At 73.3% G+C, this 23,754-nt stretch carries 22 protein-coding genes and 1 tRNA gene; 3 read left to right on the forward strand and 20 right to left on the reverse strand.

All coding sequences use genetic code 11. The annotated features are described in order from the left end of the window. Positions 1-80 precede the first annotated feature (80 nt). The 7 genes from AB0O53_RS30205 to AB0O53_RS30235 all read right to left on the reverse strand — a co-directional run bounded on the left by AB0O53_RS30205 (position 81) and on the right by AB0O53_RS30235 (position 7,823). Positions 81-1,355: a glutamate synthase-related protein gene (locus AB0O53_RS30205; RefSeq protein ID WP_365199889.1), complete on the reverse strand. Its 1,275-nt coding sequence runs from the start codon at positions 1,353-1,355 to the stop codon at positions 81-83. Beyond that, entirely contained in the window at positions 1,352-2,356 is a 1,005-nt protein-coding gene (locus AB0O53_RS30210; protein ID WP_365199892.1) for an asparagine synthetase A, read from the reverse strand. The genes AB0O53_RS30205 and AB0O53_RS30210 overlap by 4 nt, the downstream gene beginning before the upstream one ends. Next, positions 2,353-3,855, reverse strand: a complete 1,503-nt coding sequence (locus tag AB0O53_RS30215) for a methylaspartate mutase (protein WP_365199930.1) — start codon at positions 3,853-3,855, stop codon at positions 2,353-2,355. Before AB0O53_RS30215 ends, AB0O53_RS30210 begins: the two co-directional genes overlap by 4 nt. A gap of 44 nt (positions 3,856-3,899) precedes the next feature. Then, a complete protein-coding gene (locus AB0O53_RS30220; protein WP_350992061.1) occupies positions 3,900-4,388 on the reverse strand; it encodes a cobalamin B12-binding domain-containing protein in 489 nt (162 codons plus the stop codon). A 215-nt stretch (positions 4,389-4,603) separates the two neighbouring features. After that, on the reverse strand, positions 4,604-5,842 hold the full coding sequence (locus AB0O53_RS30225) for a helix-turn-helix domain-containing protein (protein ID WP_350991610.1): 1,239 nt from the start codon (positions 5,840-5,842) through the stop codon (positions 4,604-4,606). Between the two features lie 251 nt (positions 5,843-6,093). Beyond that, positions 6,094-7,602, reverse strand: a complete 1,509-nt coding sequence (locus AB0O53_RS30230) for a DUF4246 domain-containing protein (protein ID WP_365199897.1) — start codon at positions 7,600-7,602, stop codon at positions 6,094-6,096. 147 nt (positions 7,603-7,749) lie between these two features. Continuing rightward, positions 7,750-7,823 (reverse strand) — tRNA-Pro (locus tag AB0O53_RS30235). Positions 7,824-7,932: 109 nt separating this feature from the next. On the opposite strand from AB0O53_RS30235, the gene AB0O53_RS30240 reads away from it, so the two are divergent. Continuing rightward, positions 7,933-8,442 carry a DUF309 domain-containing protein gene (locus AB0O53_RS30240; RefSeq protein WP_365199900.1) on the forward strand — a complete coding sequence of 170 codons (510 nt, stop codon included), beginning with the start codon at positions 7,933-7,935 and terminating at the stop codon, positions 8,440-8,442. Positions 8,443-8,445: 3 nt separating this feature from the next. Here AB0O53_RS30240 and AB0O53_RS30245 read toward each other — a convergent pair whose 3' ends face one another. Genes AB0O53_RS30245 through AB0O53_RS30260 form a run of 4 tightly spaced genes read right to left on the reverse strand, consistent with a single transcriptional unit; the run spans position 8,446 to position 11,798 of the window. Then, positions 8,446-8,841: a VOC family protein gene (locus AB0O53_RS30245; RefSeq protein WP_031157689.1), complete on the reverse strand. Its 396-nt coding sequence runs from the start codon at positions 8,839-8,841 to the stop codon at positions 8,446-8,448. Positions 8,842-8,845: 4 nt separating this feature from the next. Next, positions 8,846-9,565 carry a LutC/YkgG family protein gene (locus tag AB0O53_RS30250; protein WP_365199903.1) on the reverse strand — a complete coding sequence of 240 codons (720 nt, stop codon included), beginning with the start codon at positions 9,563-9,565 and terminating at the stop codon, positions 8,846-8,848. Then, complete coding sequence (locus tag AB0O53_RS30255; RefSeq protein ID WP_350991602.1) at positions 9,562-11,046, reverse strand: lactate utilization protein B; 1,485 nt, start codon at positions 11,044-11,046, stop codon at positions 9,562-9,564. Before AB0O53_RS30255 ends, AB0O53_RS30250 begins: the two co-directional genes overlap by 4 nt. Next, positions 11,043-11,798: a (Fe-S)-binding protein gene (locus AB0O53_RS30260; RefSeq protein ID WP_350991600.1), complete on the reverse strand. Its 756-nt coding sequence runs from the start codon at positions 11,796-11,798 to the stop codon at positions 11,043-11,045. Before AB0O53_RS30260 ends, AB0O53_RS30255 begins: the two co-directional genes overlap by 4 nt. 18 nt (positions 11,799-11,816) lie before the next feature. On the opposite strand from AB0O53_RS30260, the gene cobF reads away from it, so the two are divergent. Beyond that, positions 11,817-12,572 carry a precorrin-6A synthase (deacetylating) gene (cobF, locus tag AB0O53_RS30265; RefSeq protein ID WP_350991598.1) on the forward strand — a complete coding sequence of 252 codons (756 nt, stop codon included), beginning with the start codon at positions 11,817-11,819 and terminating at the stop codon, positions 12,570-12,572. Positions 12,573-12,620: 48 nt separating this feature from the next. On the opposite strand, the gene AB0O53_RS30270 is transcribed toward cobF, so the two are convergent. From AB0O53_RS30270 to AB0O53_RS30280, 3 genes are all read right to left on the reverse strand, one after another. After that, positions 12,621-13,805 (reverse strand): aminotransferase class V-fold PLP-dependent enzyme, encoded by a 1,185-nt coding sequence (locus AB0O53_RS30270; RefSeq protein ID WP_350991596.1) that lies wholly within the window; start codon positions 13,803-13,805, stop codon positions 12,621-12,623. Between the two features lie 317 nt (positions 13,806-14,122). After that, positions 14,123-15,790, reverse strand: coding sequence for a glycoside hydrolase family 71 protein (locus tag AB0O53_RS30275; protein ID WP_350991594.1), 1,668 nt, complete (start codon positions 15,788-15,790; stop codon positions 14,123-14,125). Between the two features lie 299 nt (positions 15,791-16,089). Continuing rightward, entirely contained in the window at positions 16,090-16,644 is a 555-nt protein-coding gene (locus AB0O53_RS30280; RefSeq protein WP_350991592.1) for a hypothetical protein, read from the reverse strand. A gap of 275 nt (positions 16,645-16,919) precedes the next feature. Between AB0O53_RS30280 and AB0O53_RS30285 the strand changes: the two genes are divergently transcribed. Beyond that, a complete protein-coding gene (locus AB0O53_RS30285) occupies positions 16,920-17,336 on the forward strand; it encodes a hypothetical protein (RefSeq protein ID WP_350991590.1) in 417 nt (138 codons plus the stop codon). Between the two features lie 52 nt (positions 17,337-17,388). On the opposite strand, the gene AB0O53_RS30290 is transcribed toward AB0O53_RS30285, so the two are convergent. The 6 genes from AB0O53_RS30290 to AB0O53_RS30315 all read right to left on the reverse strand — a co-directional run bounded on the left by AB0O53_RS30290 (position 17,389) and on the right by AB0O53_RS30315 (position 23,744). Continuing rightward, complete coding sequence (locus tag AB0O53_RS30290) at positions 17,389-17,925, reverse strand: GNAT family N-acetyltransferase (RefSeq protein WP_350991588.1); 537 nt, start codon at positions 17,923-17,925, stop codon at positions 17,389-17,391. 136 nt (positions 17,926-18,061) lie between these two features. Then, positions 18,062-20,281 carry an NADP-dependent isocitrate dehydrogenase gene (locus tag AB0O53_RS30295; RefSeq protein ID WP_350991586.1) on the reverse strand — a complete coding sequence of 740 codons (2,220 nt, stop codon included), beginning with the start codon at positions 20,279-20,281 and terminating at the stop codon, positions 18,062-18,064. Between the two features lie 224 nt (positions 20,282-20,505). Then, positions 20,506-20,859 (reverse strand): DUF805 domain-containing protein, encoded by a 354-nt coding sequence (locus AB0O53_RS30300; RefSeq protein WP_350991584.1) that lies wholly within the window; start codon positions 20,857-20,859, stop codon positions 20,506-20,508. Positions 20,860-21,185: 326 nt separating this feature from the next. Continuing rightward, positions 21,186-22,013, reverse strand: a complete 828-nt coding sequence (locus AB0O53_RS30305) for a chitosanase (RefSeq protein ID WP_365199933.1) — start codon at positions 22,011-22,013, stop codon at positions 21,186-21,188. 140 nt (positions 22,014-22,153) lie between these two features. Then, complete coding sequence (gene corA / locus AB0O53_RS30310) at positions 22,154-23,236, reverse strand: magnesium/cobalt transporter CorA (RefSeq protein WP_350991582.1); 1,083 nt, start codon at positions 23,234-23,236, stop codon at positions 22,154-22,156. A gap of 115 nt (positions 23,237-23,351) precedes the next feature. After that, on the reverse strand, positions 23,352-23,744 hold the full coding sequence (locus AB0O53_RS30315; RefSeq protein WP_350991580.1) for a TOBE domain-containing protein: 393 nt from the start codon (positions 23,742-23,744) through the stop codon (positions 23,352-23,354). Positions 23,745-23,754: the final 10 nt, after the last annotated feature.

The following is a 23,754-nucleotide window of genomic DNA, read 5'->3' on the forward strand; positions in this document are numbered from 1 at the left end:
CGGACCGGGAAGCCGCAGACGGGACAGCCCGCCGAGGCGCCCACGGGCGCCTCGGCGGGCTACGGGAAAGGCCTATTCGGTTATCCTGCGGCGGGAATGGCCGGGAAATCCGGGGCCCATACGTCGTCCCGGTCCAGCGCATCCGGAGCGTATTTCCCGAGCGCGCTGATCAGCAGTCGGAGTTCGAGCGCGAGGCATTCCGTGAAACGGATCAGCCCGGCCTGCGGGTCCTCGGCCGCGGCGAGCAGGGCCGCCCGGCCCAGTCCCACCGCGCGGGCGCCGAGCGCCAGGCTCTTCACGGCCCGGCCGCCCTCCCACATCCGCCCGGAGACCAGCAGGCACGGCGGGGGCCCGGCGGCCGCCAGCCGGCGCAGGCACTCGGCGAGCGGCAGGCCGACCTGGGCCGGGAAGGCCCCCGGAGCCCAGCCGGTGCCGCCCTCGGCGCCGTCCACGGTGACGGCGTCCGCGCCCGCCCCGGCGGCGACCCGGGCGGCTTCGGCGACGTCCCGGCCGGGGTGCAGCTTCACCCAGACCCGCGCCCGGGGGAAGTTGTTGCGCATGAGCCGGACCTGCTGGCGCAGGATCTCGGCGGTGAAGGTGCCGGGGGTGCTGGAGCGCAGCACGCGGCCGTCGCCGAACACGTCGTCCAGCCCGTACCGGTCGCCGACCCGGGCGGCCGCGTCGGCGTCCAGGACGGTCATCCCGCCGAGGCCCGGCTTGGCCCCCTGCCCGAGTTTCAGCTCGAAGGCCAGCCGGCCGGATTCCAGGAGCGGCCGCGCCGCCGGGTCGCTGTAGACGAGGTTCCACACCTCGGCGTCGGCGTCCTCGGTGGACTGCTGGACGGCGACCCCGCCCCGTCCGTCGGGCAGGTGCTCGGCGTAGGCGCGCAGGCGGCCGAGGAGTGCCCGGTCGGCCGCCTCGCCCTGCCGGCCGTAGCCGTTCACGGGGACGACGTTCTCGCCGATGACCATGGGGAGGCCGAGCGCGCCGGCCTGCCGGCTGAGCGCGAGTCCGAGATCGCCTCCGGCCGCCCGGGTGGAGCCGAGCGCCGACACGTACACCGGCAGGGCCGAGGTGAACCCACCGATGGACGTGGCCAGTTCGACGTCCCGGTAGTCGGGCTCGCGGCCGAGGTCGATCAGCCGGGCGAGCCGTTGCGGCATGAGGACCGGCGGGGTGATCCGCAGGGTGTCGAGCGGATCGCTCCCGCTGTCCGGCCGCAGCCCGTCGGCGGGCTCCGCGCCGAACAGGACCCGGCCGTACTCGCCGGGCGGCGGGAAGGCCGCCGCCGCGCCGGCCCGGGCGCGACGGCGGACCTCCTCCTCGGGGAAGCCGGGCGCGGACAGGTCGCTCACGGGGACACCACCCCGGCCAGCTTGGGGAAGGCGGCGGCCTGCCAGACCGCGTCCAGCCCGGCGATGTAGCGGGTCAGCCGCTCGACGCCGATCCCGAAGCCCGCGCTGGCGGGCACGCCCTCGCGGACCAGGTCGAGGTACCAGCGGTACTTCTGCGGGTTCTCGCCGGTCTCCCGCATCCGGGTGACGATCTCGGCGTAGTCGTTGGTGCGCCGGCTGCCGCTGCACAGCTCGCCGTAGCCCTCGGCGGCGATCAGGTCGAAGTTCTGCAGCAGGCCGGGGTGTTCGGGGTCCTCGCGGTCGTAGAAGCCGCGCGAGCCCTTGGGGTAGTCGGTGACGAAGAACGGCCGGTCCCGCCGGGCGGAGAGCAGTGCCTCCCCGTCCCAGTCCAGTTCGGCGTCGGGGCTCTGCGGGTGGCCGAGCCCCTGGAGTTCGGTGACGGCCTCGGAGTGCCGCATCCGGCCGAAGGAACCCCTCAGCAGCTCGGTGAACGCGGCGGTGTCCCGGCCGAGTTCTGCGAACTCCTTGGGCAGCTCGCGGACCGCGCTGCCGACCATGTGCACCACGAGTTCCTCGACGAGCTGTACGGCTTCGTCCCTGCTCGCGCCGGCCATCTCCACGTCGAGCTGGTGGAACTCGGCCAGGTGGCGGCTGGTGCCGGCGGTCTCCAGCGGCTCCAGACGGACGTTGGGGGCGATGCAGAAGATCTTGTCGAAGGCCAGCAGCGAGGCCTGCTTGTAGAGGATGGCGCTCGTCATCAGTTTGTAGCGGTGGCCGTAGAAGTCGACGTCGACCTGCTTGGAGCCGCGCGAGCCCGGGTCGGTGACCGGCCCGATGATCGGCGGGAGCAGCTCCGTGAAGCCGCGCCCGCGCAGGAACTCGCGGGCGGCGAAGAGGAGCTGGTGCTGGATCCGGAGCGCGCTGCGGGTGGCCGGGGCGGTCAGGTGGCGTCCAGGGTCCGGGATCGGTGTGGCGGGGGCCGTGTGCCCGTCGGTGGTCATGTGGTCGGTCCCAACTCTCGTCGTGGCGTGGGCTTCGTGGGCTTCGTGGGCGGCGGTACGGAAGGCTGGGGCGCGCCGGGGGCGGTACCGGGGGCGGCGGCTCCGGCGGCGGGCGGGTCGACCGCGTGGGGACCGGCCGCGTGGGGACCGGCCGCGTAGGGGCCGGCCGTGCAGGGGTCGATGGCCGACGGGTCGGCGGCGCGGTCGTCGTAGGACCGTTGGACGTGGGAGAGCGCCGAGATCAGTCCGGCCGAGCCGAGGATCGGCGGACGCGGGCCGTCGTCCGCGAGGCCGGCGATCGGCATCGAGCCGACGCTCGACCAGAGCAGGCGGCCGTCGGGCGCCAGCGAGGTGCGGGCCCGTCCGGCGTTGTCCGGGTGCAGGCAGTAGGGGACGTCCAGGTAGCCGGCGGCAAAGGCCCGCACCAGAGCCCGGCCGACGTCCGCGTCCAGCTCCAGCACGGCGCCGATCAGCGCACGCGCCTCCGCCTCGATGCCGGTGTCGGTTCCGGTGCCGGTTCCGGTGCCGGCCTCGTACGGGGCGCTCCCGGCGGCCGTCAGCGCCGGGCGGGAGCGCTCGTCAGCGGCGGCCGCGGCGGCGGTCTCCAGCGCCCGGACGTTCTCCCCCACGGTCGGTATCCGGTGGGCTTCGGCGGTGGTCTTGACGATCAGCCGGGCGGCGCCGGCCCGTACCGCCAGCCGGGCCGCGTCCTCCAGCAGCAGCCGGGCCCCGCCGGGCGAGCGCGGGAAGACGCCCATGTAGGCGTAGAGCACGACGTGGTGGTCGACGTCCGGCAGGAGTTCCCCGGCCAGCCTTCCGAGGACCGTGAGCGCCTCCTCGTCCTGGCGCGGGTCGGCCTGCTGGGCGTAGCTCAGCGAGACGGAGGTCAGCCCGTGCTGCCGGAAGAACAGCGCCTCCAGCACGCTGACCGCGATCAGCAGGCTCGGCGGGCACAGCTGGCCCATCAGGCAGCCGCCGAAGGTCTCCAGGTGCGGCTCGGCCCCGTACTCCCGGGTCGAGGCCAGCAGTTCGCAGCTGCGCTGCCAGGCGGCGACCGCCTCGCGCAGCGGCGTACGGCTGTACGGAAGGCAGTAGGAGACCGGGCCCCCCTCGGTGGCGTCCAGGCCGACCGCCAGCAGCGCGCGGACGATGTGCTCGGGCATCGCCGAACCGTGCCGGACCTGTACCGGGAAGCGCGCGTCCGTGACGCCCCGCAGGACGGCGCGGGTGGTGTCGACGGGATGCGTGGCGATCGGGTAGCCGTTCAGGCCGACGCCCTCGGCGAGCGCGCGCCGGGCGGCTTCGAGGTCACCGGTGCGGGTGTAGCTGTCGAGGGTGATGGTGCCGACGGTGGCGGCTTCCGCGTCCCGGGTGGCGCGCAGGCCGTCGCGCATGCGCAGCGGGTCGGCCATGCCCATCCGGGGCTGGACCACCAGGGTCCCGGCCGCGCGGGCCCGGGCGACGAAGGCGCCGAAGCCGCGGGACGACGCGGCGGGCACGCCGCCCGCCGCAGCCGCTGCACCGACGCGGACGTCGACGCCGGTCACAGCAGTGCCCCCGAACCGGCGGGCAGCGCCCGCGCCACGGATGCGGTGGGCAGCGTACGGGCCGCCCCGGCCGGCAGCGAACCGACGAAGGACTGGAAGTCCAGCACCGAGCCGCCCTCCTCGAAGACCCCGTCGAAGCCCGCCGCCATCAGTGCCCGCTGCCGGGCCGGGGTGCCGGAGCCGGAGATCCCCAGCTTCCCGCCGATCACGGTCGGCGTCCGGGCCAGTTCGGGGCAGGCGCGCAGCGCCTCGATCACCCGCAGCCCGTCGTTGAAGCCGTGCCCGTTGACACTGCTCAGGACGATGAGGTCCGGCTCGACCCGGCGGCATTCGGCGACCAGCAGCTCGTCCGGCACGCACGCGCCCAGGTTGGTGACCCGGTGTCCGAGCTCTTCCAGCAGCAGCTGGAGGAAGACCAGGTTCCAGGTGTGCGAGTCCGAGGCCATGGTCGTCACGACGACGTCCAGACCGGCCGGCTCGGCCATTGCGTGCTGCTCCACGGCATGCTGCTCCACGGCGCAAACCCTCTGTGTCGGTAGGTGGACGTCCGGGGGCGAACCCGCCCGGCCGTGGACAGAACGCTAGGGAGGTTCCGGGCACCGGACCGGCAGCTCGCCCGGCAGGATTCGGGCAGTATCGGCCCAGGCCGCAGGCTTGGAACGGCCGTGCGCGGGACCGTGCGCGGGTCCGCCGACGGGCCTCAGCCGGCCGCCGCGAGCTCGGCGTGCACGCCGCTCCCGCACAGGCGCCGGCACAGGTTCAGCACGGTGAACCGGACGCCGTCGCGGGCCGGGACGCTGCGGATCAGCCCGCTCGCCAGCAGCTCGTGCACCGCCGCCAGGCACTCCTGCGGCGACCGGCCGCTCAGTGCGACGGCGTCCTCGCCCGACCAGTCCCCGGGGGTGGCCGCGAGCCGCTCCAGCAGGTCCCGCTGGCCGAGCGTCAGCCGGCTCAGCGCGGCCCCGAGCGCGGCCCCCACGTCGGCCCGGCCGCCGAACCCCGCCGGGGGCGGCGCCAGGTGGAACGGCCCGTCCGTGAGCCGCGCCACCAGCTGGCGCGGGGAGAGCACCGTCGACCAGCCGGCCACGAGTTCCAGCGCCCCGGGCAGCCCGTCGAGCTGGCGGCAGATCGAGGCCACGGCCGGCGCCTCCTCGGGCTCCAGGCGGAAACCGGGCCGCAGCCGCCTCAGGTGCGACAGGAGCAGGCGTACGGCTCCCACCTCGGCCAGCGCCACCGGGTCGTGGTCGAGTTCCGGCCCCGGAGTGGGCAGCGGCGCGAGCGGGATCACCTGCCCGCCGGGCAGCGGTTGCGGCACCCGCGCGGTGATCAGCACCCGCAGGCCGGGGCAGCGGTGGAACAGTTCGTCGAGCAGGGCCGTGTCCACACCGGCGTCGGCTCCGTCCAGCACCAGCAGGGTGGGCCGCTCCCCCACCGTCCGGGCCAGTCCGGCGACCGACTGGCGGCCGCAGTCGATCCAGCGCACCGACCACCGCGACGCGAGGTGCAACCGTCTCGCGACCTCCAGGACCAGGCGGGTCTTGCCGACCCCGCCGAGGCCCGCCACGGTCACCAGCCGGTCGCCGTGCACGGCGAGGGCGTCGGTCAGCACCTCGACCTCCAGCTCCCGGCCGACGATCGCACCGCGGGCGACCGGCGGCGCGGTCGGCTCGTCACGGGGCTCCTCCACGAGCGCCTGCCGGCGCGCCGCCGCCTCGAAGCTCGACCGGTGCTGGCCCTCCAGCCGCAGCGCGTCGGCCAGCAGCCGGACCGTCTCCTGCCGGGGCCGCTGCACCCGCCCGCTCTCCATGTCCCGGATCGCCCGCACGCTCAGGGTCGCGTGGTCGGCGAGCACCTGCTGGGTCAGCCCGACGCGCTCGCGCCGGACCCTGAGCAGCTCTCCGAAGCCCGTCGTCGACTGCAGCGACGTAACACCGTGCATGCCTAGTCCACCTTCCGTGGGTTGGCCAAGTACCGGGGACCGAGGGGCCCGGAGGCCGCGCGGCCCACCGAGGACGGCCGCGACCGGTGGTGACCTTCGAGCCGTTGTTCCCCTTGTCGCCGATGGTCCCCGCCCCGGCTCTACGGCCGATCAACGGCGGATCACCACCCACCCGCGGCCCGTCCGGGAACGGCCGAGGGGCCGGTCCGGGTGGATACGGAACGGCCCCTCGGGGCGGGCTGTGAAGGGGGTCAGTGCTCGCAGAGGGAGAACTCCCGCTCGTAGAGCTCCTTGTTGTGCTCGTCGACGAAGAACTTGCGTTCGTGCATGAGCTGTTCGCGGTAGGTCCCGGCCTGTTCGAGCGTCATGGTCGAGGTGTCGGACCACGGCTGCTGCGGAGGCACGTCGGAGGTCGACACGATCGTCTCGGACGGGTCGACCAGGAAGAACGCGAGGATCTTGCGGTGTCCCGGACGGGTGGGGTCCGCGAGGCGGAAGGCGCCGACGCGGTGCTGGAGGATGTTCGGGAAGGCCAGGCAGCGGCCCGCCGGCGTCGACGCCGATCCCAGCAGCTGGTTCAGCTCGTCCTCGTCCTCCAGGCCGTAGACCTCGCGCAGGCCGTTGTCGTCGTTCTGCTCGTAGTCGGGGTCGTCGAGTGCCGCCCGGAAGCTCAGCCGGCTCTCGGTGATGTTCTCGCTGTCCCAGTAGTAGATGCCGGTCGAGACGATCCGCTCGTTCAGCATGCCCTCGACGTGCCAGGAACCGCCGGCGTACTCGGGCTTGTCCGGTGTGAGGTGGATCGTGGCGAGCTTGACGATGACCTGGAGGCGGCGGCCGCGCAGGTCGACCCGGGCGGACTCCTCGGGCGCCTCGGGCGCGGTGAACTCCGGGGCCTCCGGGATGACCGGGCGGCGGTTCTCCCACCAGTCCTCGTGGGCGGCCTCCCACACGCGGAGGGCTTCCTTGTGTTCCGCGGGGTCGCTGTAGGCGGACTTGTTCGGGTACTCCGGTTCCGATGCGTACCACGTGTACGGGTTCGTCTCGATCCGCAGGGGCCGCGGATGACGCAGGTCCGTGAGCACCTTCTCCCACAGCGGGAGCATCCGCGCGAACACGTCCGGCAGGACGGAAGCCAGTTGGTGATGGGTCTCGGGGTGGACGTTGTTGACGTACGAGCGGAAGGCGACGGTGCCGTCGTCGTGGACGTCCACGTCCGTGGGCAGCCACTGGAACTTGTCGGAGAACTCGTACTTCGAGTAGCGGGTCGTCGGGTTCTCCCAGGCCCGCTCGGGCGCGCCGCTCGCCTCGCGCACCAGGCAGAACATCGAGGGGTGGACCAGGTCCAGTACCTGGCCGTCCGATCCGGGGTGCCAGTCCTGTTCGGCTTCGGGGACCTCTTCCAGCACCCGGACCGCCTCGCGCAGCCGGGACCTGAGCGCTTCGTCGACGAGCGTGTCCGACTGCCACACCCCGTCGACGCCGGACACCTCGATGCCCGTCCGACCGTCCCGCAGCGCGGCGTAGTGGGCGAGTTCGGCGAGGACGTAGCGGACCTGCGCCTCGGTGAGGCCCTGGGCGAGCGCCTCCCGCGTCCACCGGGCGGCGATGTCGGCGTCGTTCATCTTGTCGAACCACCCCGGCTTCGCGCGGAGGTGCGCGCTGCACTGCATGATCTCGAGTTCCCGCAGCGTCCGGGGCTCGGCGAACGATATGGAACGGGCGGCGTGGAAGGGCAGCGGGAAAGCAGACAGGCCGGTCAATTCTTCGGGTCCCTACAGTCGGTGTGCGGTGGCCGGAAGGATAGCCCGGCGCACTGACACCGCGGCCGGATGCGATCTTCGCCGGACGCACGAAAGGCCGCCCTCTCACGGATGAGAGAACGGCCTCCGACCTGCGTTTCCGCACAGTCGGGACGACAGGATTTGAACCTGCGACCCCTTGACCCCCAGTCAAGTGCGCTACCAAGCTGCGCCACGTCCCGATGTACCTTCGACCTGCGGGTTTCCCCGTGCTCGGCGGCACATGCAGAACATTACCCCACGCCGAGGGGTGTGCATGCACGGGTAATCGGCGCGGGGCAGGATGGGGTGGTGAACGCACGGGACAGGGATGGTGAAGGGCGGGCGAGGAGCGCCCGTCCGAGGGACGGGCTGGGGCGCCCGCTGGCCTACGGCGCGGCCGGTGTGGAGCGGCAGCCCGAGGGGGTCGTGCGCTCGCCCGCCGAGACGGTGCGGGAGGCGCAGCGGCTGCTGGACGCGGGGATGCCCTTCCACGCGCACGAGGTCTTCGAGGACGCCTGGAAGTCCGGGCCCGGGGCATCGGCCCCGCTGTGGCGGGGGCTGGCACAGCTCGCGGTCGGCCTGACGCACGCCGCCCGCGGCAACGCGGTGGGCGGGGCCCGGCTGCTGCGGCGCGGGGCCGACGGGATCGACGGGCTCGACGGGCTGCGCGCGGACCCGTACGGGATCGACGTGCCGGGCCTCGTCCGGTGGGCCCGGGAACTGGCGGGCCGGGTGGAGCGGGGAGGCCCGGCGGTCGATGCCGCACGGGAGGCTCCGCGGCTGAGCGGCGGCGCCGCCGCCGACCGCAGCAGCGGCTAGCGGTCAGCGGAGGGCGGGCTGGAGGAGGTCCCAGCGGTTGCCGTACAGGTCTTCGAAGACGGCGACGGAGCCGTACGGCTCGTGGCGCGGGGCCTCCAGGAAGCGGACGCCCTCGGCGGTCATCCGGGCGTGGTCGCGGGCGAAGTCGTCCGTGTAGAGGAAGAAGCCGACGCGGCCTCCGGTCTGGTCGCCGACGCGGGAGCGCTGGGCGTCGTCCTTGGCGCGGGCCAGCAGCAGGGCGGACTCGGTGGCGCCGGGCGGGCGGACGACCACCCAGCGGGATCCGTCCGGGCGGGCCGTGTCCTCGGCCAGGTCGAAGCCGAGGGCCCGGGTGTAGAAGTCGATGGCCTCGTCGTAGTCGTGGACCACGAGGGCGGTCAGGGCGATGTGGGATGACATGGCCTCATTGTGTCCCGGGGCCCGGCACGGGGCCGCGGGCCCCCACCAGGACCACGTCCAGTCTGCGGGGGCCGTGGACGCCCTCCACCCGGTCCAGTTCGATGTCGCTGGTCGCCGAGGGGCCGGAGATCCAGGTCAGCGGGCGGCCGGGGTCCAGCAGCGGCAGGGCCTGCGGGACGGAGTCCACCACCTGCTCGGGAACGCGTACGAGGCAGATGTGGTGGTCGGGGACGAGGGTGATGCGGCGGCGTCCCTGGTCCGGGCCGCCGTCGAGGACGAGCGTGCCGGTCTCGGCGATCGCCAGGGCGCAGCCGGTCACGACGGCGTCGACCCGGTCCAGTTCCCGGGGCGTCTGCGCCGCACGGTCGGGCACGAAGGTGAGCGTCGGCTCGGTGGGCAGGCCGAAGCCGAGGTCGGGCGGCAGCTGTACCGTCCCGGCGCCCGCGAGCAGGCGGCCGAGCAGGTCCCGCAGGCCGTCCTCGTCGGTGCGGTGGACCCGGGCCCGGTACTCGGTGAGGTGCGCCGCGAGCAGGTCCACGCGCTCCTGCGGGGTGCGCGTGCCGTGTACGCGCAGGTAGTCCCGCGGGATGTCGACGTCGGGGTGGGTGTCGGGGCCGGGGCCAGGGCCGGGGCCAGGGCCCGCGCCGGGGCCGTGCGCCGGCTGCGGGTCCGGCTGCCCGGTGGCCCGGCGGATACGGGCCAGGATGCGGTCCCTGCTGGTCACTGTCGGGTTCCCCGTTCTCGGGCCCACCAGTCGCGGAACGACTCGGCGGGTACGGAGGGCAGCGCGCGGGTGTCGGTCCAGGCGGCTCCGGGACCGGGCAGCCGGCGCGGCGCCAGCCTGCGGGCACGGGCCAGCAGGCGCTCCCCCGCGCGCAGGGCCCCGGGGCGGTCCAGGAGCAGCCGGGCGGCGCGCATCGCGGCGCGTTCGGCGGTGTGCCCGCGCGCGGGGCGGATCCGTACGCGGATGCCCTGCCGGGTCACGGGTCCGCCCTGGACCACCCGTTCGCGCAGGTGGACGAGGATCTCGGGGATGTCGATGGCGACCGGGCAGACGTCGTAGCAGGCGCCGCACAGGGTGGAGGCGTAGGGCAGCGAGGCGTCGATCTCGCTTTCGGTGCCGCGCAGTTGGGGACTGAGGACGGCGCCGATGGGGCCGGGGTAGACCGATCCGTAGGCGTGGCCGCCGGCCCGCTCGTAGACGGGGCAGACGTTGAGGCAGGCGGAGCAGCGGATGCAGCGCAGGGCCTGGCGGCCGGTCTCGTCCGCGAGGGTGTCGGTGCGGCCGTTGTCGAGGAGGACGAGGTGGAAGGCGGAGGGCCCGTCGCCGTCCGTCCCGCGCGAGGGGCCCAGCCCGGTCCACATCGTCGTGTACGGGTTCATCCGCTCGGCCGTCGAGGAGCGCGGCAGGGTCTGCAGGAAGATCTCCAGGTCGCGGAAGGTGGGGACGACCTTCTCGATGCCCACGACCGAGATCAGCGTCTCGGGGAGGGTCAGGCACATCCGGCCGTTGCCCTCGGACTCGAAGACGACCATGGTGCCCGTCTCGGCGACCATGAAGTTGGCACCGGAGACGGCGACCTTGGCCCGCAGGAACTTCTCGCGCAGGTGCAGGCGCGCCGCCTCGGCGAGTTCCCGCGGGTCGTCGCCGAGCGGGTCGGGCGCGGGACGGCCCCAGCGGCCCATCTCGGCGCGGAAGATGTCGCGGATCTCGGCCCGGTTGCGGTGGATGGCGGGGACCAGGAGGTGGGAGGGGCGGTCGTGGCCGAGCTGCACGATGAGTTCGGCGAGGTCGGTCTCGTAGGCGGCGATCCCGGCGGCCTCCAGGGCCTCGTTGAGGCCGATCTCCTGGGTGGCCATGGACTTGACCTTGACGACCTCGCGCTCGCCGGTCGCGCGGACGAGTTCCGTGACGATCCGGTTGGCCTCGTCCGCGTCGACGGCCCAGTGGACGGTGCCGCCCGCGGCGGTCACCGCCGCCTCCAACTGGATCAGGTAGCGGTCGAGATGGCGCAGGGTGTGGTCCTTGACGGCCTTGCCGGCGGCGCGCAGCCGGTCCCAGTCCGCGAGCTCGGCGACGGCCCGCGCCCGCTTGTCGCGGATGGTGTGCGTGGCGTGCCGGAGGTTGGCGCGCAGCACGCCGTCCCGGACGGCTTCGCGGGCCGCCTCGGGGAATGCGGGCATGCCGAGGTCCGTGCGGCTCATGTCGGGGGCTCCTCCTCGGTCGCGGCCAGGATCTCGGCGAGGTGCAGGGTCCGCAGCGGACTGTCCGCGCGGCGCAGGAGTCCGCCCAGATGGGCGAGGCAGGAGTTGTCGGCGCCGCACAGCACCTCGGCCCCGGTGCCGGCCGCGGCGGCGATCTTGTCGGCGCCCATGGCGGTGGAGACGTCCGGGTTCTTGACGGCGAAGGTGCCCCCGAACCCGCAGCACTCCTGCGCGCCCGGCAGCTCGACCAGGTCCAGGCCCCGCACGGCGGCGAGCAGCCGCCGGGGCCGGTCTCCGAGTCCCAGGCCGCGCAGGCCGTGGCAGGAGGGGTGGTAGGTGACGGTGTGGGGGAAGTACGCGCCGACGTCGGTCACGCCGAGCACGTCCACCAGGAACTCGGTGAGTTCGTACACGCGCGGCGCGAGCGAGCGGGAGGCTTGCGTCAGCTCCGTGCCGCGTCCCTCGCGCTCCGCCCTGCGGCCGATCCGCGGGTAGTGCTCGCGGATCATCGCGGCGCAGGAGCCGGAGGGGGTGACCACGTACTCGTGGCCGGCGAAGGCCGCCGCGGTGCGCCGCACGAGCGGTTCGGCCTCGTACCGGTACCCCGTGTTGTACTGCGGCTGCCCGCAGCAGCTCTGGCCTGCGGGGAAGTCCACGTCGACGCCGAGCCGCTCCAGGAGGCGGACGACGGCGATGCCGGTCTGCGGGTACATCGCGTCGTTGACGCAGGTGACGAACAGGGCGACACGCATGGTGGGCACAATAGCCGGGTGAAGAAGTTCTCAGTGATCGGCATAGGCGCGGGCGACCCGGACCATCTGACCCTCCAGGCGGTCAGGGCGATCGGCGCGGCGGACGCATTCCTCATCCTGGAGAAGGGCGAGGAGAAGGCGGATCTGACCGGGCTGCGGCGCGCGATGCTCGACGCGCACGCCCGACCCGGCCACCGGCTGGTGGAGGGGCGCGACCCGGACCGGGACCGGACGCCCGCCGAGTACGCCCCGACGGTGGACGGCTGGCGCAGCGCGCGGGCCGAGCTCTTCGAGCGGTTCATCGCGCAGGACCTGGCGGACGGGGAGACCGGTGCGTTCCTGGTGTGGGGCGATCCGTCGCTCTACGACTCCACGCTCGCGATCCTCGACGAGGTGCTGGAGCGCGGCCGGGTGGCCTTCGAGCACGAGGTCGTGCCGGGCATCAGCAGCATCTCCGCACTGCTGGCGCGGCACCGGACCAATCTGAACCGGGTCGGCCGGCCGGTCCAGATCACCACGGGACGGCGGCTGGCCGAGGGCTGGCCGGCGGATGTGGACGACGTGGTGGTGATGCTGGACGCGCGGCACGCCTTCACCGCCCACCTGGACCAGGACCTGTACATCTACTGGGGGGCCTACGTGGGCACCCCTGACGAGATCCTGGTGCAGGGCAGGCTGGCGGAGGTCGCGGGGCGGATCGAGGAGCTGCGGACCGAGGCCCGCGCCCGCAAGGGCTGGATCATGGACACCTACCTGCTGCGGCGCGGCCGCTGAACCGGCCGGCCCCGCTCCGCGGGGTCGGCCGCCGACCCGGTCGTCCGGTCAGACCACGTAGGCCGGCAGGGCGGCGGCGAGGCGGGCGTACTCCTCGGGCCGGTTGTAGATCTGTCCGCAGATCCGGATGCCGCCGCCGCCCGGCCAGGGCCAGATCAGCACCCGGATGCGCAGCCGGGCGGCGATCTCCTCGCGCAGGGCGCGGGCGCTGTCCGGGTCCTCGGCGAGGCCGGGCGGCAGGCGCAGGGTGCGCATGGCGAGGCCGTCGGTGTGCGGGAGCGGGGTGAGCCCGGGGATCTCGGCGAGCAGTGCGGCGCCGTGCGCGGCGAGGGTGCTGTTGTGGGCCCGGACCTTGGCCGCGTCGAGGGATTCGATGAGGTCGAGCCCCTCGGGGGCGGCGAGCCAGCCCGTGTAGTCGGCGGTGGCGCGGTTCTCGACGGAGCGCGGGAAGCCGTGCCCGTCCTCCCAGGAGGGTACGAGGGCCCGTACGCGGTGGCGGTGCTGCGGGGCGACGGCGAGCAGGGCGGTGCCGGACGGGGCGTAGCCCCATTTGTGGAGGTTGCCGAACCAGAAGTCGGCGCCCGGGGAGAGCGGGTCCGCGAGCATGCCGGGGGCGTGGGCGCCGTCGACGACGGTGGTGACGCCGCGCTCGCGCAGGTCGGCGATGAGGCGGGGCGAGGCGATGATCCGGGCGGTGGGCGAGCTGACGTGGTCGAGTACGGCGACCCGGGTGCGGGGCGTCAGCGCGGCCAGCACGGTCTCGCGCACGGCGTCCTCGTCGGGCAGGGCGGGGTCCAGGGCGACGGTGGTGACCGGGGCGCGGCGGGCGGCGGCCGCGGTGACGGTGCCGTAGCCGTGGTCGGTCACCAGGATCTCGTCGCCGTCGGCGAGCGGGACGGCGTCGAGCGCGAGGTTGGCGCCTTCGGTGGCGTTGGCGATGAAGGCGAGGCCGTCGGGGTCGGCGGCGAGGTGCGCGGCGATCCGGGTGCGGGCTTGTTCGAGGCGGTCCGGCAGGGCGATGAAGAAGGCGTCGGGATCGGCGTGGACCTCGGCGCGGAGCGCGGCCTGGGCCTCCTGGACGGGCACGGGGACCGCGCCGAAGGAACCGTGGTTGAGGTGGGCCACGAGCGGATCGAGGCGGAAGAGGGCGGGCCCGCCGGGGAACTCCCCCGGCTGCGGGTGCCCTGCGGGCGGCTCGGCGGTGGGGTCGGCGGGGCGTGTCGTCTCGGTCACGGGACCTCCGGGGTGCGGCGCGGCTGTCGTCCGGATCATCCCCCGCGGCCTGGGCGGGCCGGAAGACCACCGGCCCGTGCGGGGCCGGAACCGGCCGGTCCCGCGCGACCGCACCGCCCGCGCCCGGCGGGATGCAGGGCGAAGGCCCCAGGCCCGAGCACGGGGCCGGTCCCGAGGGCGGGGACCACGGCCGGCGGCCCGGAGGCAGGGGCGAGGCCACGGGGCGGAACCGAACCCGGAGCCGGGCCCGCGGCCGGCGGGGAGCCGGGGCTCGAAGGCTGGACCGGCTGCGGCCGGTGGGGCTGCGAGGGCCGGGGCTACGGTTCGCGGCCGCTGGTTGCCGCGTAGTACTGGAGGTCCTGCACGTCCACCGTGTGGTCCACGCGGTACGGCAGGTCGACCTCGGCCGTCGCCCTGCCGTCCCGGACGACCTGGGCCTCGCTGGTGCCCGTCTTCAGCGGCAGCAGCTTGGAGTGGATCCCGGCGGGGGCGTCGTGGCTGCCCCGGGCCGTGCCGACGGTCGTGCGCACGGCCGCCGGCGCCGTGAGGAAGCTGAGCACCTCGACCGTGTCGCGGGACGGGGCGCTGCCCTTGCGCAGCGACATCACCAGCGACTGGTCGCCGGTCGGGTCGGCGTTCGCGAACTGCGTGCGCGCGCTCAGGTACAGGGTGTCCCGGACGATCTTCGGCCATCCGCCCGTCTTGAACCGGGTCAGGTAGTACGAGGTCAGGTCGAGGTAGGCGTGGCCGTTGTGCAGGGACGGGGCGAACTGGCTGCCCTCGGAGTAGTCGTTCCAGGTGGTGAGCTGGACCCAGTCGGCGCCGTCCTCGATGGCGCGCGTCCATGTGGCGCGCAGGGTGGCCGTGTTGCCGGCCTCGTCGTAGATGCCCTGGTTGGGGCGGGCGTCCTGGACCGACACGGGCTGCATCCAGATCTTGCCCATGCCGTGGGCCCGCTGGACGTCGCGCGTGGAGCTCTCCTGGCCGACGTAGCTGCGGCTGCCCCATTCGGAGAAGCCGTGGCTGATCGGGGCGAAGTCGCCGCTGTGGGCGCCGAAGTCGAGGAAGAGCGGGACGAAGGCGGTGCGGATGCCGTGGTCGGCCTTCAGGATCCGGATGACTTCCGTCCACCAGGCCACGTTCTTCGCCTCCGCCTTGAACGGGGAGACGACGAGCCGGCCGTCGGGGAGCCGGTGCGCCGCGGAGGCGTCGGCGAGCGTGGCGAGCGCCTCGGCCAGCACGCGGGGGTCGTCGGTCTTCAGCGAGGTCATGTCCGGCATCAGCATGATCTTGAAGGCGGGATCCACCGAACGGGCCGCCGCCATCAGCAGGTTCGAGCGGTCCCAGTTCTTGCCGGAGAGGGAGAGCAGGTCGAGGGTGAAGCCGTCGATGCCGGCGGCCCGGGCCGTGCGCACCTCCTGCTGGAGGTTGGCGTACTCCCAGTCGCCGCTCTTGGGCGCGACCGGCAGCGGGCGGTCGCGCAGCAGGCCGCCGTACCTGCCGTGCTTGCCGCTCTCCCCGTCGGGGTTGAGGTAGTTGCGGGTGTAGTAGTCCCGGTCCGCGTCCGCGTTGTCGAGGGAGAGCGGGTACGGGGTGAAGTAGTGGGCGAACACCAACTTCCGGCCCGCTTCGCCGGAGCGCAGGGCGGCCGGCTGGGGCATGTCGAAGGGCAGGGCGCCGGCGGGGCGGGCGGCCCCGGAGTCCACCGCTCCCTCGGGATTGCCCTTGGCCGCGGCGCCCTTGGTGGGCGCCGGGCTCTGCTCCGGCTGCGGGGCGGTCGGGCCGCCGGAGCCCGAGCCGGAGCCGGGCCCGGCGGGCTGCGGGGCGGAGGGGCCCTGGGCCGTGGCGTTCTGCGCGGGGGTTCCGCTGAGCGGGTCCCAGGCGATGCCGGTGGCCGCGCAGACGCCGACGAGGAGGAAGCCGGAGAGCAGCAGGGTCAGAAGCGGCCTGCCGCCCCGGACGGCCGGCCGGCGCCGGTGGGACACGGGCCGTGCCGCAGCCCGGTCCGCGCCGCGCGTTCTTCGTCGTGCTCGCCGGTCCGTACGCCGGTCCGCTGTCATCGTGGCCCCTCCCGCGAATGCACCCCGGTGGGGGCTGGACAGCAGTAGAGCCCATTACCGGCGTCCGGACAACCGTTCCCCGGGCCGCGGCCCGGGCACGTACGTCACACGGGCGACGGGAACTACGCAGAGCGCGGGGCCGGTCGGGGCGGGGCGGCGATGGCGGGGTGCGCCGGTGCGGACGGGGTGTCTGCCCGGCCGGCGCCGCGGGGCTGCGCCCGCCGTCAGATCTTGCAGGCGAACTGCCGTACGCGGTGGCCGAGTTCCCGGCCGAGGGCTGCGGTGAACTCCGGGAGCAGGGGCGGCCAGTCGTCGAACGCGAAGCCGAGGTGGGCGAAGGCCAGGCCGTCGTCGGTCCAGTCCCAGTGCGGGAGCGGCGAGCGGCGGGCGCAGGCCGAGCACCGGAGGTCGGCGGCACCCTCGGTGTGCCAGGCGTCGACGGCCCCGCCCGGCCAGGTGGGGTCGGTGTGCCGGCAGTGCGGGCAGATCGCGGCGGGGGCCCCGCTCAGGGCGGAGTGGAAGACCGTGCGGCCCGCGACGACCTCCACCTCCCCGCCGGGCTCTTCCTCCAGGTCCTCGATCCGGGCGCGCCAGTCCCAGGCGGGCAGCTCGACGACCTCCCGCCAGCGCGGCCCGGCCAGGTGCACGACGTCGCCCCGCCAGGGCACCGGGCGGATGACGCCCCCGGCCTCCAGCCATTTCCTGCCGCGCTCGCCGAGTGCCACCGCCTCGGCCGCGGTGGCCTCCAGGTCCACCACGGTCTGCCGGTAGGTCCCCACAGCGCTCCCCCTTCGTACGGTCCGTCAGACCTTACGCATCGGGGGGCGACCCGCCGGGCCGCGGGGGCGGGGTGGGCCTGACCTGGGCGGCAGCGGACCCACAGATCGGAATGCGACATTCCCCTAGCGATACGGCGCAAGTGGCGCATAATCGACGTCACGCGGCCGAAAGATCCCTGTGGGCACGGCCGTACGTGGTCACGCATGCGATGGGGGGCATCGTGCCGATGCGGGAATCAGGGTCGACCGGAAGGCTCCCGGCCACGTCCGCCGAGATGTCCAGACTGCTCACCGCCGTCCGGCGGGGGCGGGTGCTGACCGTGGCGGGCGGGTTCCGCGAGCCGCGGAGCCTGCTGGTGCGGGAGATCGCGCGGCGGCTGGCGTCCAACTTCTACGACGGGGTGGCGGTCGTCGACCTCGACCCGCTGGAGGGCGGCTACGGCGTCCGCGAACTCACGGCCGAGCTGGGCTCCGTACCCGGCGTGCCCGCGGCGCCCTGCGGGACGACGACGTACGCCGCGTCCTGGCTGGCCGAACGGGACATGCTACTGGTCCTGGACGGCACCGAGCAGCTCGGCCAGGACGCCCTGGCCTGGCTGCGCAAGCTGCTCGGGGTGGCACCGGGCCTGCGGATCCTGGCGGCCGGACGCTCCCCGCTGGCGTTCGACCAGGAGCGCATCCACCGGCTCTGACCTGCCCCGGCCTGCCCCGACCGGACCGGCTCCGACGGCCGCCCCGGGGCCTTCAGCGGGCGTCGGTCCACTCGTCGGCGAGCAGTCCGAGGACCACCTCGTCCTCGAACCGGCCGTACACCCAGGCCGAACGGCGCAGGACGCCCTCGCGGACGAACCCGGCGGCGGTCGCGGCGCCGATCATCGCCGTGTTGCCGGCGAGCGTCTCGACCTGGAGGCGGGCCAGGCCGCGCACGGAGAAGCCGTAGCGGCACAGCAGCCCGACGGCCTCCCGGCCCAGCCCCCGCCCGCGCAGGCCCGGCCGCAGCGAGAGGCCGAGGTGGGCGCAGCGGTTGTGGGTGTCGATGCCCCAGAGCAGGGCCTCGCCGGCCAGCTCGCCGGTGGCGAGCTCGACCACGGAGAACACCGCCGCGTCCGCGGAGGGCGGCCCCGGCTCGTACGGGGAGTGCCCGCCCGCGGGCGGGCGCGGGCTCCAGGGCCTGGAGTCCGCGGCGGAGCGGGTCACGACGTCGTCGTGCAGCTCGGCATGCAGGACGGCCACGTCCTCGGGGAGGCGGGCGCGCAGGCCGGCCAGCTGTCCGCTGATCACGGACTCTTCCTAGCCCCTGCCGGGGGCGGCCCGCAATGGGGTTTCGCCCGGCCGCCCGTCCCGCACGGGGCATCCGCACACGGGTCCGCCCCGGCCGGGCACGGGGCCCGGCCGGGGCGGAACGCGTCAGAGGGTGTCAGCCGAGGAGGCCGAGCGCCTCGTTGAGGGTCGCGGACGGACGCATGATCGCCGCGGCCTTGGCGGCGTCGGGCTGGTAGTACCCGCCGATCTCGGCCGGGGAGCCCTGCACCGCGATGAGCTCGCCGACGATGGCCTCCTCGCGCTCGGCGAGGGTCTTGGCGAGCGGCTCGAACGCCGCGGCCAGCTTCGGGTCGTCGATCTGGCGCGACAGCTCCTGCGCCCAGTACAGGGCGAGGTAGAAGTGGCTGCCGCGGTTGTCGATGCCGCCCAGCTTGCGGCTCGGCGACTTGTCCTCGTTGAGGAAGGTGCCGGTCGCACGGTCCAGGGTGTCGGCCAGCACCTGGGCGCGGGCGTTGCCGGTGGTGGTGGCGAGGTGCTCGAAGCTGGCCGCCAGCGCGAAGAACTCGCCCAGGCTGTCCCAGCGCAGGTAGTTCTCCTTGACGAGCTGCTGCACGTGCTTCGGGGCGGAGCCGCCGGCGCCCGTCTCGAAGAGGCCGCCGCCGTTCATGAGCGGGACGACCGACAGCATCTTGGCGCTGGTGCCCAGCTCCAGGATCGGGAAGAGGTCGGTCAGGTAGTCGCGCAGCACGTTGCCGGTCACCGAGATGGTGTCCTCGCCGCGGCGGATGCGCTCCAGGGAGAACTTCGTGGCCTCGACCGGGGAGAGGATCTCGATGGTGAGGCCCTCGGTGTCGTGGTCCGCGAGGTACGTCTTGACCTTGGCGATCAGCTGCGCGTCGTGGGCGCGGGTCTCGTCGAGCCAGAAGACGGCCGGGGCGCCGGTGGCGCGGGCGCGGGTGACGGCGAGCTTGACCCAGTCCTGGATCGGCAGGTCCTTGGTCTGGCAGGCGCGGAAGATGTCGCCGGCGGCGACCTCCTGCTCGATGAGCGCGTTGCCCGCGGCGTCGACGACGCGGACGGTGCCCGCGGCGGCGATCTCGAAGGTCTTGTCGTGGCTGCCGTACTCCTCGGCCTTCTGGGCCATGAGGCCGACGTTCGGCACCGAGCCCATGGTGGCGGGGTCGAAGGCGCCGTTCGCGCGGCAGTCGTCGACGACGACCTGGTAGACACCGGCGTAGCTGCTGTCCGGGAGGACGGCGAGGGTGTCGGCCTCGTTGCCGTCGGGGCCCCACATGTGGCCCGAGGTGCGGATCATGGCCGGCATGGAGGCGTCGACGATGACGTCGGACGGCACGTGCAGGTTGGTGATGCCCTTGTCGGAGTCGACCATCGCGAGGGCCGGGCCCTCGGCGATCTCGGCGTCGATGGAGGCCTTGATCGCGTCACCGTCGGGCAGGGCGCCCAGGCCGTTGAGGATGGCGCCGAGGCCGTCGTTGGGCGACAGGCCGGCGGCGGCGAGGGTCTCGCCGTAGCGGGCGAAGGTCTTCGGGAGGAAGGCGCGGACCACGTGGCCGAAGATGATCGGGTCGGAGACCTTCATCATCGTGGCCTTGAGGTGCACGGAGAACAGGACGCCCTCGGCCTTGGCACGCTCGATCTGGTCGTTGAGGAAGGTGCGCAGCGCGTCGACGTGCAGGACGGACGCGTCGACGACCTCGCCGGCGAGGACCGGTACGGACTCGCGCAGCACGGTGGTGGCGCCGTCGGCGGCGACGTGCTCGATGCGCAGGGTGCCGGCCTCGGCGATGACGGTGGACTTCTCGGTGGAACGGAAGTCGTTCTCGCCCATGGTGGCGACGTTCGTCTTCGACTCGGGGACCCAGGCGCCCATGCGGTGCGGGTGCGTCTTGGCGTAGTTCTTGACCGAGCCGGGGGCGCGGCGGTCGGAGTTGCCCTCGCGCAGGACCGGGTTGACGGCGCTGCCCTTGACCTTGTCGTAGCGGGCGCGGATGTCGCGCTCCTCGTCGGTCTTCGGGTCGTCCGGGTAGTCCGGGAGGGCGTAGCCCTGGCCCTGGAGCTCGGCGACCGCGGCCTTCAGCTGCGGGATGGAGGCCGAGATGTTCGGAAGCTTGATGATGTTGGCTTCCGGGGTCTTCGCGAGCTCGCCGAGCTCGGCGAGGGCGTCGGCGATCCGCTGGCTCTCCTCGAGGTACTCGGGGAACACGGCGATGATCCGACCGGCCAGGGAGATGTCACGGGTCTCGACATTCACACCGGCCGTCGACGCGTACGCCTGGATCACAGGCAGGAAGGAATACGTCGCGAGGGCCGGGGCCTCGTCAGTGTGCGTGTAGATGATGGTCGAGTCAGTCACCGGATGCTCCGCTCCACAGTCTGCGTCTCTCGTCTGCAACATTGCTCGACATCAAGATATCTCGTGATCGGGCCGGTCAGCACAGCCCCCGGCCGCCAGTCCGCGAGACGCACGTCACGCAGGCCGCGGCGGCCCCCCGGAAAATGCCGAGAGCGCCGCCCACGGCCGTTCCCGGCCGGGGCGACGCTCTGGCATTCAGGCCTTGATCAGGCCTGCACGCCTGATCAGGCGGCGAGGACCTTCGGGTCCGGGCCGTACTGGTTCGGCTGCTGCTGACCGGCGGTGGCGGTCAGGACGAGCAGCCAGATGCCGCCGATGAAGGGGACGAAGGCGATGAAGTACCAGGCGCCGGACTTGCCGAGGTCGTGCAGACGACGGACGGTGACCGCCAGGGAGGGCACGAAGGTGCCGAGGAAGTACAGGCCGACGAGCAGCGGGTAGGTGCCCAGCACGCTGTCGAGGATCATCAGGACGATCGCGATGGCCACCTGGAAGAGGGTGAACATCCAGTACTCCTGGCGGCGGGCGCGGCCGGAGAAGACGGCGTACTTCTTCAGAACGTCGGTGTAGTGGTTCATGAGGGTCCCCCCAGAGGACAGTCGTTCGGGCCCGTCCTGCTGGAGCAAGCCGGGGCAGAACTTATGCCCCCCTTACGTCGCGGTCAAGCCAGTTGTCGTGATGCCAAATCGGCCGGACCGCAGGATTTCCGGCACCGAAAGTGCGACTGAGCGAGACAGGAGTGGCGTCGTGTCCAGGGAAGTCCGAAACGTCCCACTCGCAGGCCTACTTGACACCCCGGCACCCGCCTCGATCGTTACCCACATCGTTACCGCACTGCGACACCGGGGCGCCGGGGAGCCGGACCCGGCCGCCCGGCGGCCGGCGCCCGGGGCCGCGGCGGCCGTCAGCCGATGTGGAAGGAGTCGCCGTAGACCTTCCAGTCCAGCGGCGGGTCGAGGTTGAGATTGCCCTTCCTGAGGAAGACCCGCTGCGCGGTGTCGACCCGGCTGGTGTCGCTGTGGGCCTCCTCCCGCTTCATGGCCCAGACCCGGGCGTCGAGGAAGGCGTTCAGCCAGGCGGTCTGGTTGCCGCCCTGGGACGGGGGCTTGGCCTTCGACAGGGCGCGCGCCCGGATGTTGCGGAAGCTGGTGGAGTCGGTGCCGTCGCCGTGCATGACGATGGCGTCGTAGTAGATGAACTGCCCGAGTACGCCGACCCCGTCCGACTTGCCCTGCTTGACGGACGGGTTGAAGTAGACCCGGTCGCGCTCGTGGTCCTGGGCCTTCCTGAACTCCGCGTCCTGGGCGGCCTTGGCCCAGTCCCTGGTGAAGTTCGGGTCGAGCCCGGCGTGCGAGTCGCTGCCGTCGACATTGCGCAGGGCGGGCAGGTACTTGGCGAGCACGTTGCCCGGCTTGACCTGCGTGTAGTACTCGACGAGGTCGAGCATGTCGCCGGTGCCGGAACAGAAGCCGATGATGCCGGCGGTGTAGCCGCGGCCGTCGCCTATGTCCTCGATGTACTTGTACTGCGCCTTCCAGTCCAGCGAGGAGTTCTCCGCGCTGGAGACGATCTTCATGGCGATCTCCTTCTTCGCCGGGTCGTCGAGCCCCGCGGCGGCGGCCGCCGCCGCCGTCACCCCGGGAGCGGGGGCGGGAGCGGGAGCAGTGGTCGCGTGGGCGGCGACGGGTATGGCGAGGAGCGCGCTGCCGAGCAGGGCTCCGGCGGCCAGCATCGTGCGGTGGGGGGCGAACACAAGGCCTCCATGGGGGAGTTGAGGCGTCCTGGCTTCGTTAGGAAACTTTACTACCAGATTTGAGGGCGCCTCAAGACCCTTGCCTCACCAAGGAATTGGGGCCGCGTGCGGCCCCGGTGTCAGAGCCAGCCGTTGCGGCGGAAGCCGCGGTGGATGACGAAGCAGGCGAGGGCCATGACGCCGAGGACGAGGGGGTAGCCGTACGTCCAGTGGAGCTCCGGCATGTGGTCGAAGTTCATGCCGTAGACGCCGCAGACCATGGTGGGGACGGCCACGATCGCCGCCCACGCCGTGATCTTGCGCATGTCCTCGTTCTGGGCGACCGTCACCTGCGCGAGGTGGGCCTGGAGGATGGAGTCCAGGAGGTTGTCGTAGGCGCCGATCTGCTCGGTGGCCCGGGTCACGTGGTCGGCCACGTCCCGGAAGTAGGCGCGGATCTCCGGCGGGATGACCGGTATCGGCTGCGTGGCCAGCTGCTGGAGCGGCCGGCTCAGCGGGGCCACCGCCCTCCGCAGCTCCAGGAGTTCGCGCTTGAGCTGGTAGATCCGGCCGGCGTCGCCGCGGCCGCCGTTCTCGCTGAACACCGCGGTCTCCACGGCGTCGATGTCGTTCTGGACGGCGTCCGTGACGGCCACGTAGTCGTCGACCACGTGGTCGGCCATCGCGTGCAGGACCGCCGCGGGCCCCCGCAGCAGCTGGTCCGGGGCGGCTTCCAGCTCCTCGCGCACCGGCCCGAGGGTGCCGCGGCCGCCGTGCCGGATGGTGATGACGAAGTCCGTGCCGGTGAAGGCCATGAGCTCGCCGGTCTCCACCACCTCGCTGGTCGCGGTCAGCTCCTCGTGCTCCACGTAGCGCACGGTCTTGAAGACGGAGAACAGCGTGTCGCCGTAGCGCTCCACCTTGGGCCGCTGGTGCGCGTGCACGGCGTCCTCGACGGCGAGCGGGTGCAGGCCGAACAACTCCGCGAGCCCGGCGAGCTCCTCCTGCGCCGGCTCGTGCAGGCCGATCCAGACGAAGCCGTCACCCGTCTTGCGGACCCGCCGCAGTGCCTCCTCGACCTCCGCGCAGTCCTCCTGCCGCACGCCGTCCCGGTAGACCAGGCAGTTGACCACCGAGCTGCCGAGCGGGGAGCGGGCGGGGTGACTGAGGTCGACGGCCCGCCGGTAGCCGCGGCGCACGGCCCGGCGCAGGTTGCTGAACATGGACAACGGTGTGACTCCCCTTCGGCGGATCAGCGGCCAGTCTGCCATCGCCGCCGGGCGGCCCCCGTCCGGGCTCACCGCCCGGCCGGTGCCCACCGCCTCCCCGGGCGGCAGTTCAGACCCGGTCGATGAACACGCTGGTCGACTTCACGCGGGCCGTGGCCCGCGCACCCACCTCCAGACCGAGTTCCTCCACCGCCTCCCGCGTCAGCAGCGACACGATGCGGTGCGGGCCCGCCTGGATCTCCACCTGCGCGTCGACCGTGCCGAGCTTCACCCCGGTGACGATGCCCGGGAAGGCGTTGCGCACCGAGGTGTACGCGGTCTCCTCACCCTCGGCACCCTCCTGTGCGGCTTCGACACAGAACGCGGCCAGGTCCGGCCCGTCCACCATCCTGCGCGTGCCCTCGCGGCGGGTGGGGAAACGTTCGGCGTCCGCCCAGCGGCGGGCCGTGTCGACGCTGACGCCGAGCAGCCGGGCCGCCTGGCCGATCGTGTAGGACTCCATGGTCGGCAAG

The organism is Streptomyces erythrochromogenes (assembly GCF_040684695.1).
Taxonomy (GTDB): Bacteria; Actinomycetota; Actinomycetes; order Streptomycetales; family Streptomycetaceae; genus Streptomyces; species Streptomyces erythrochromogenes_C.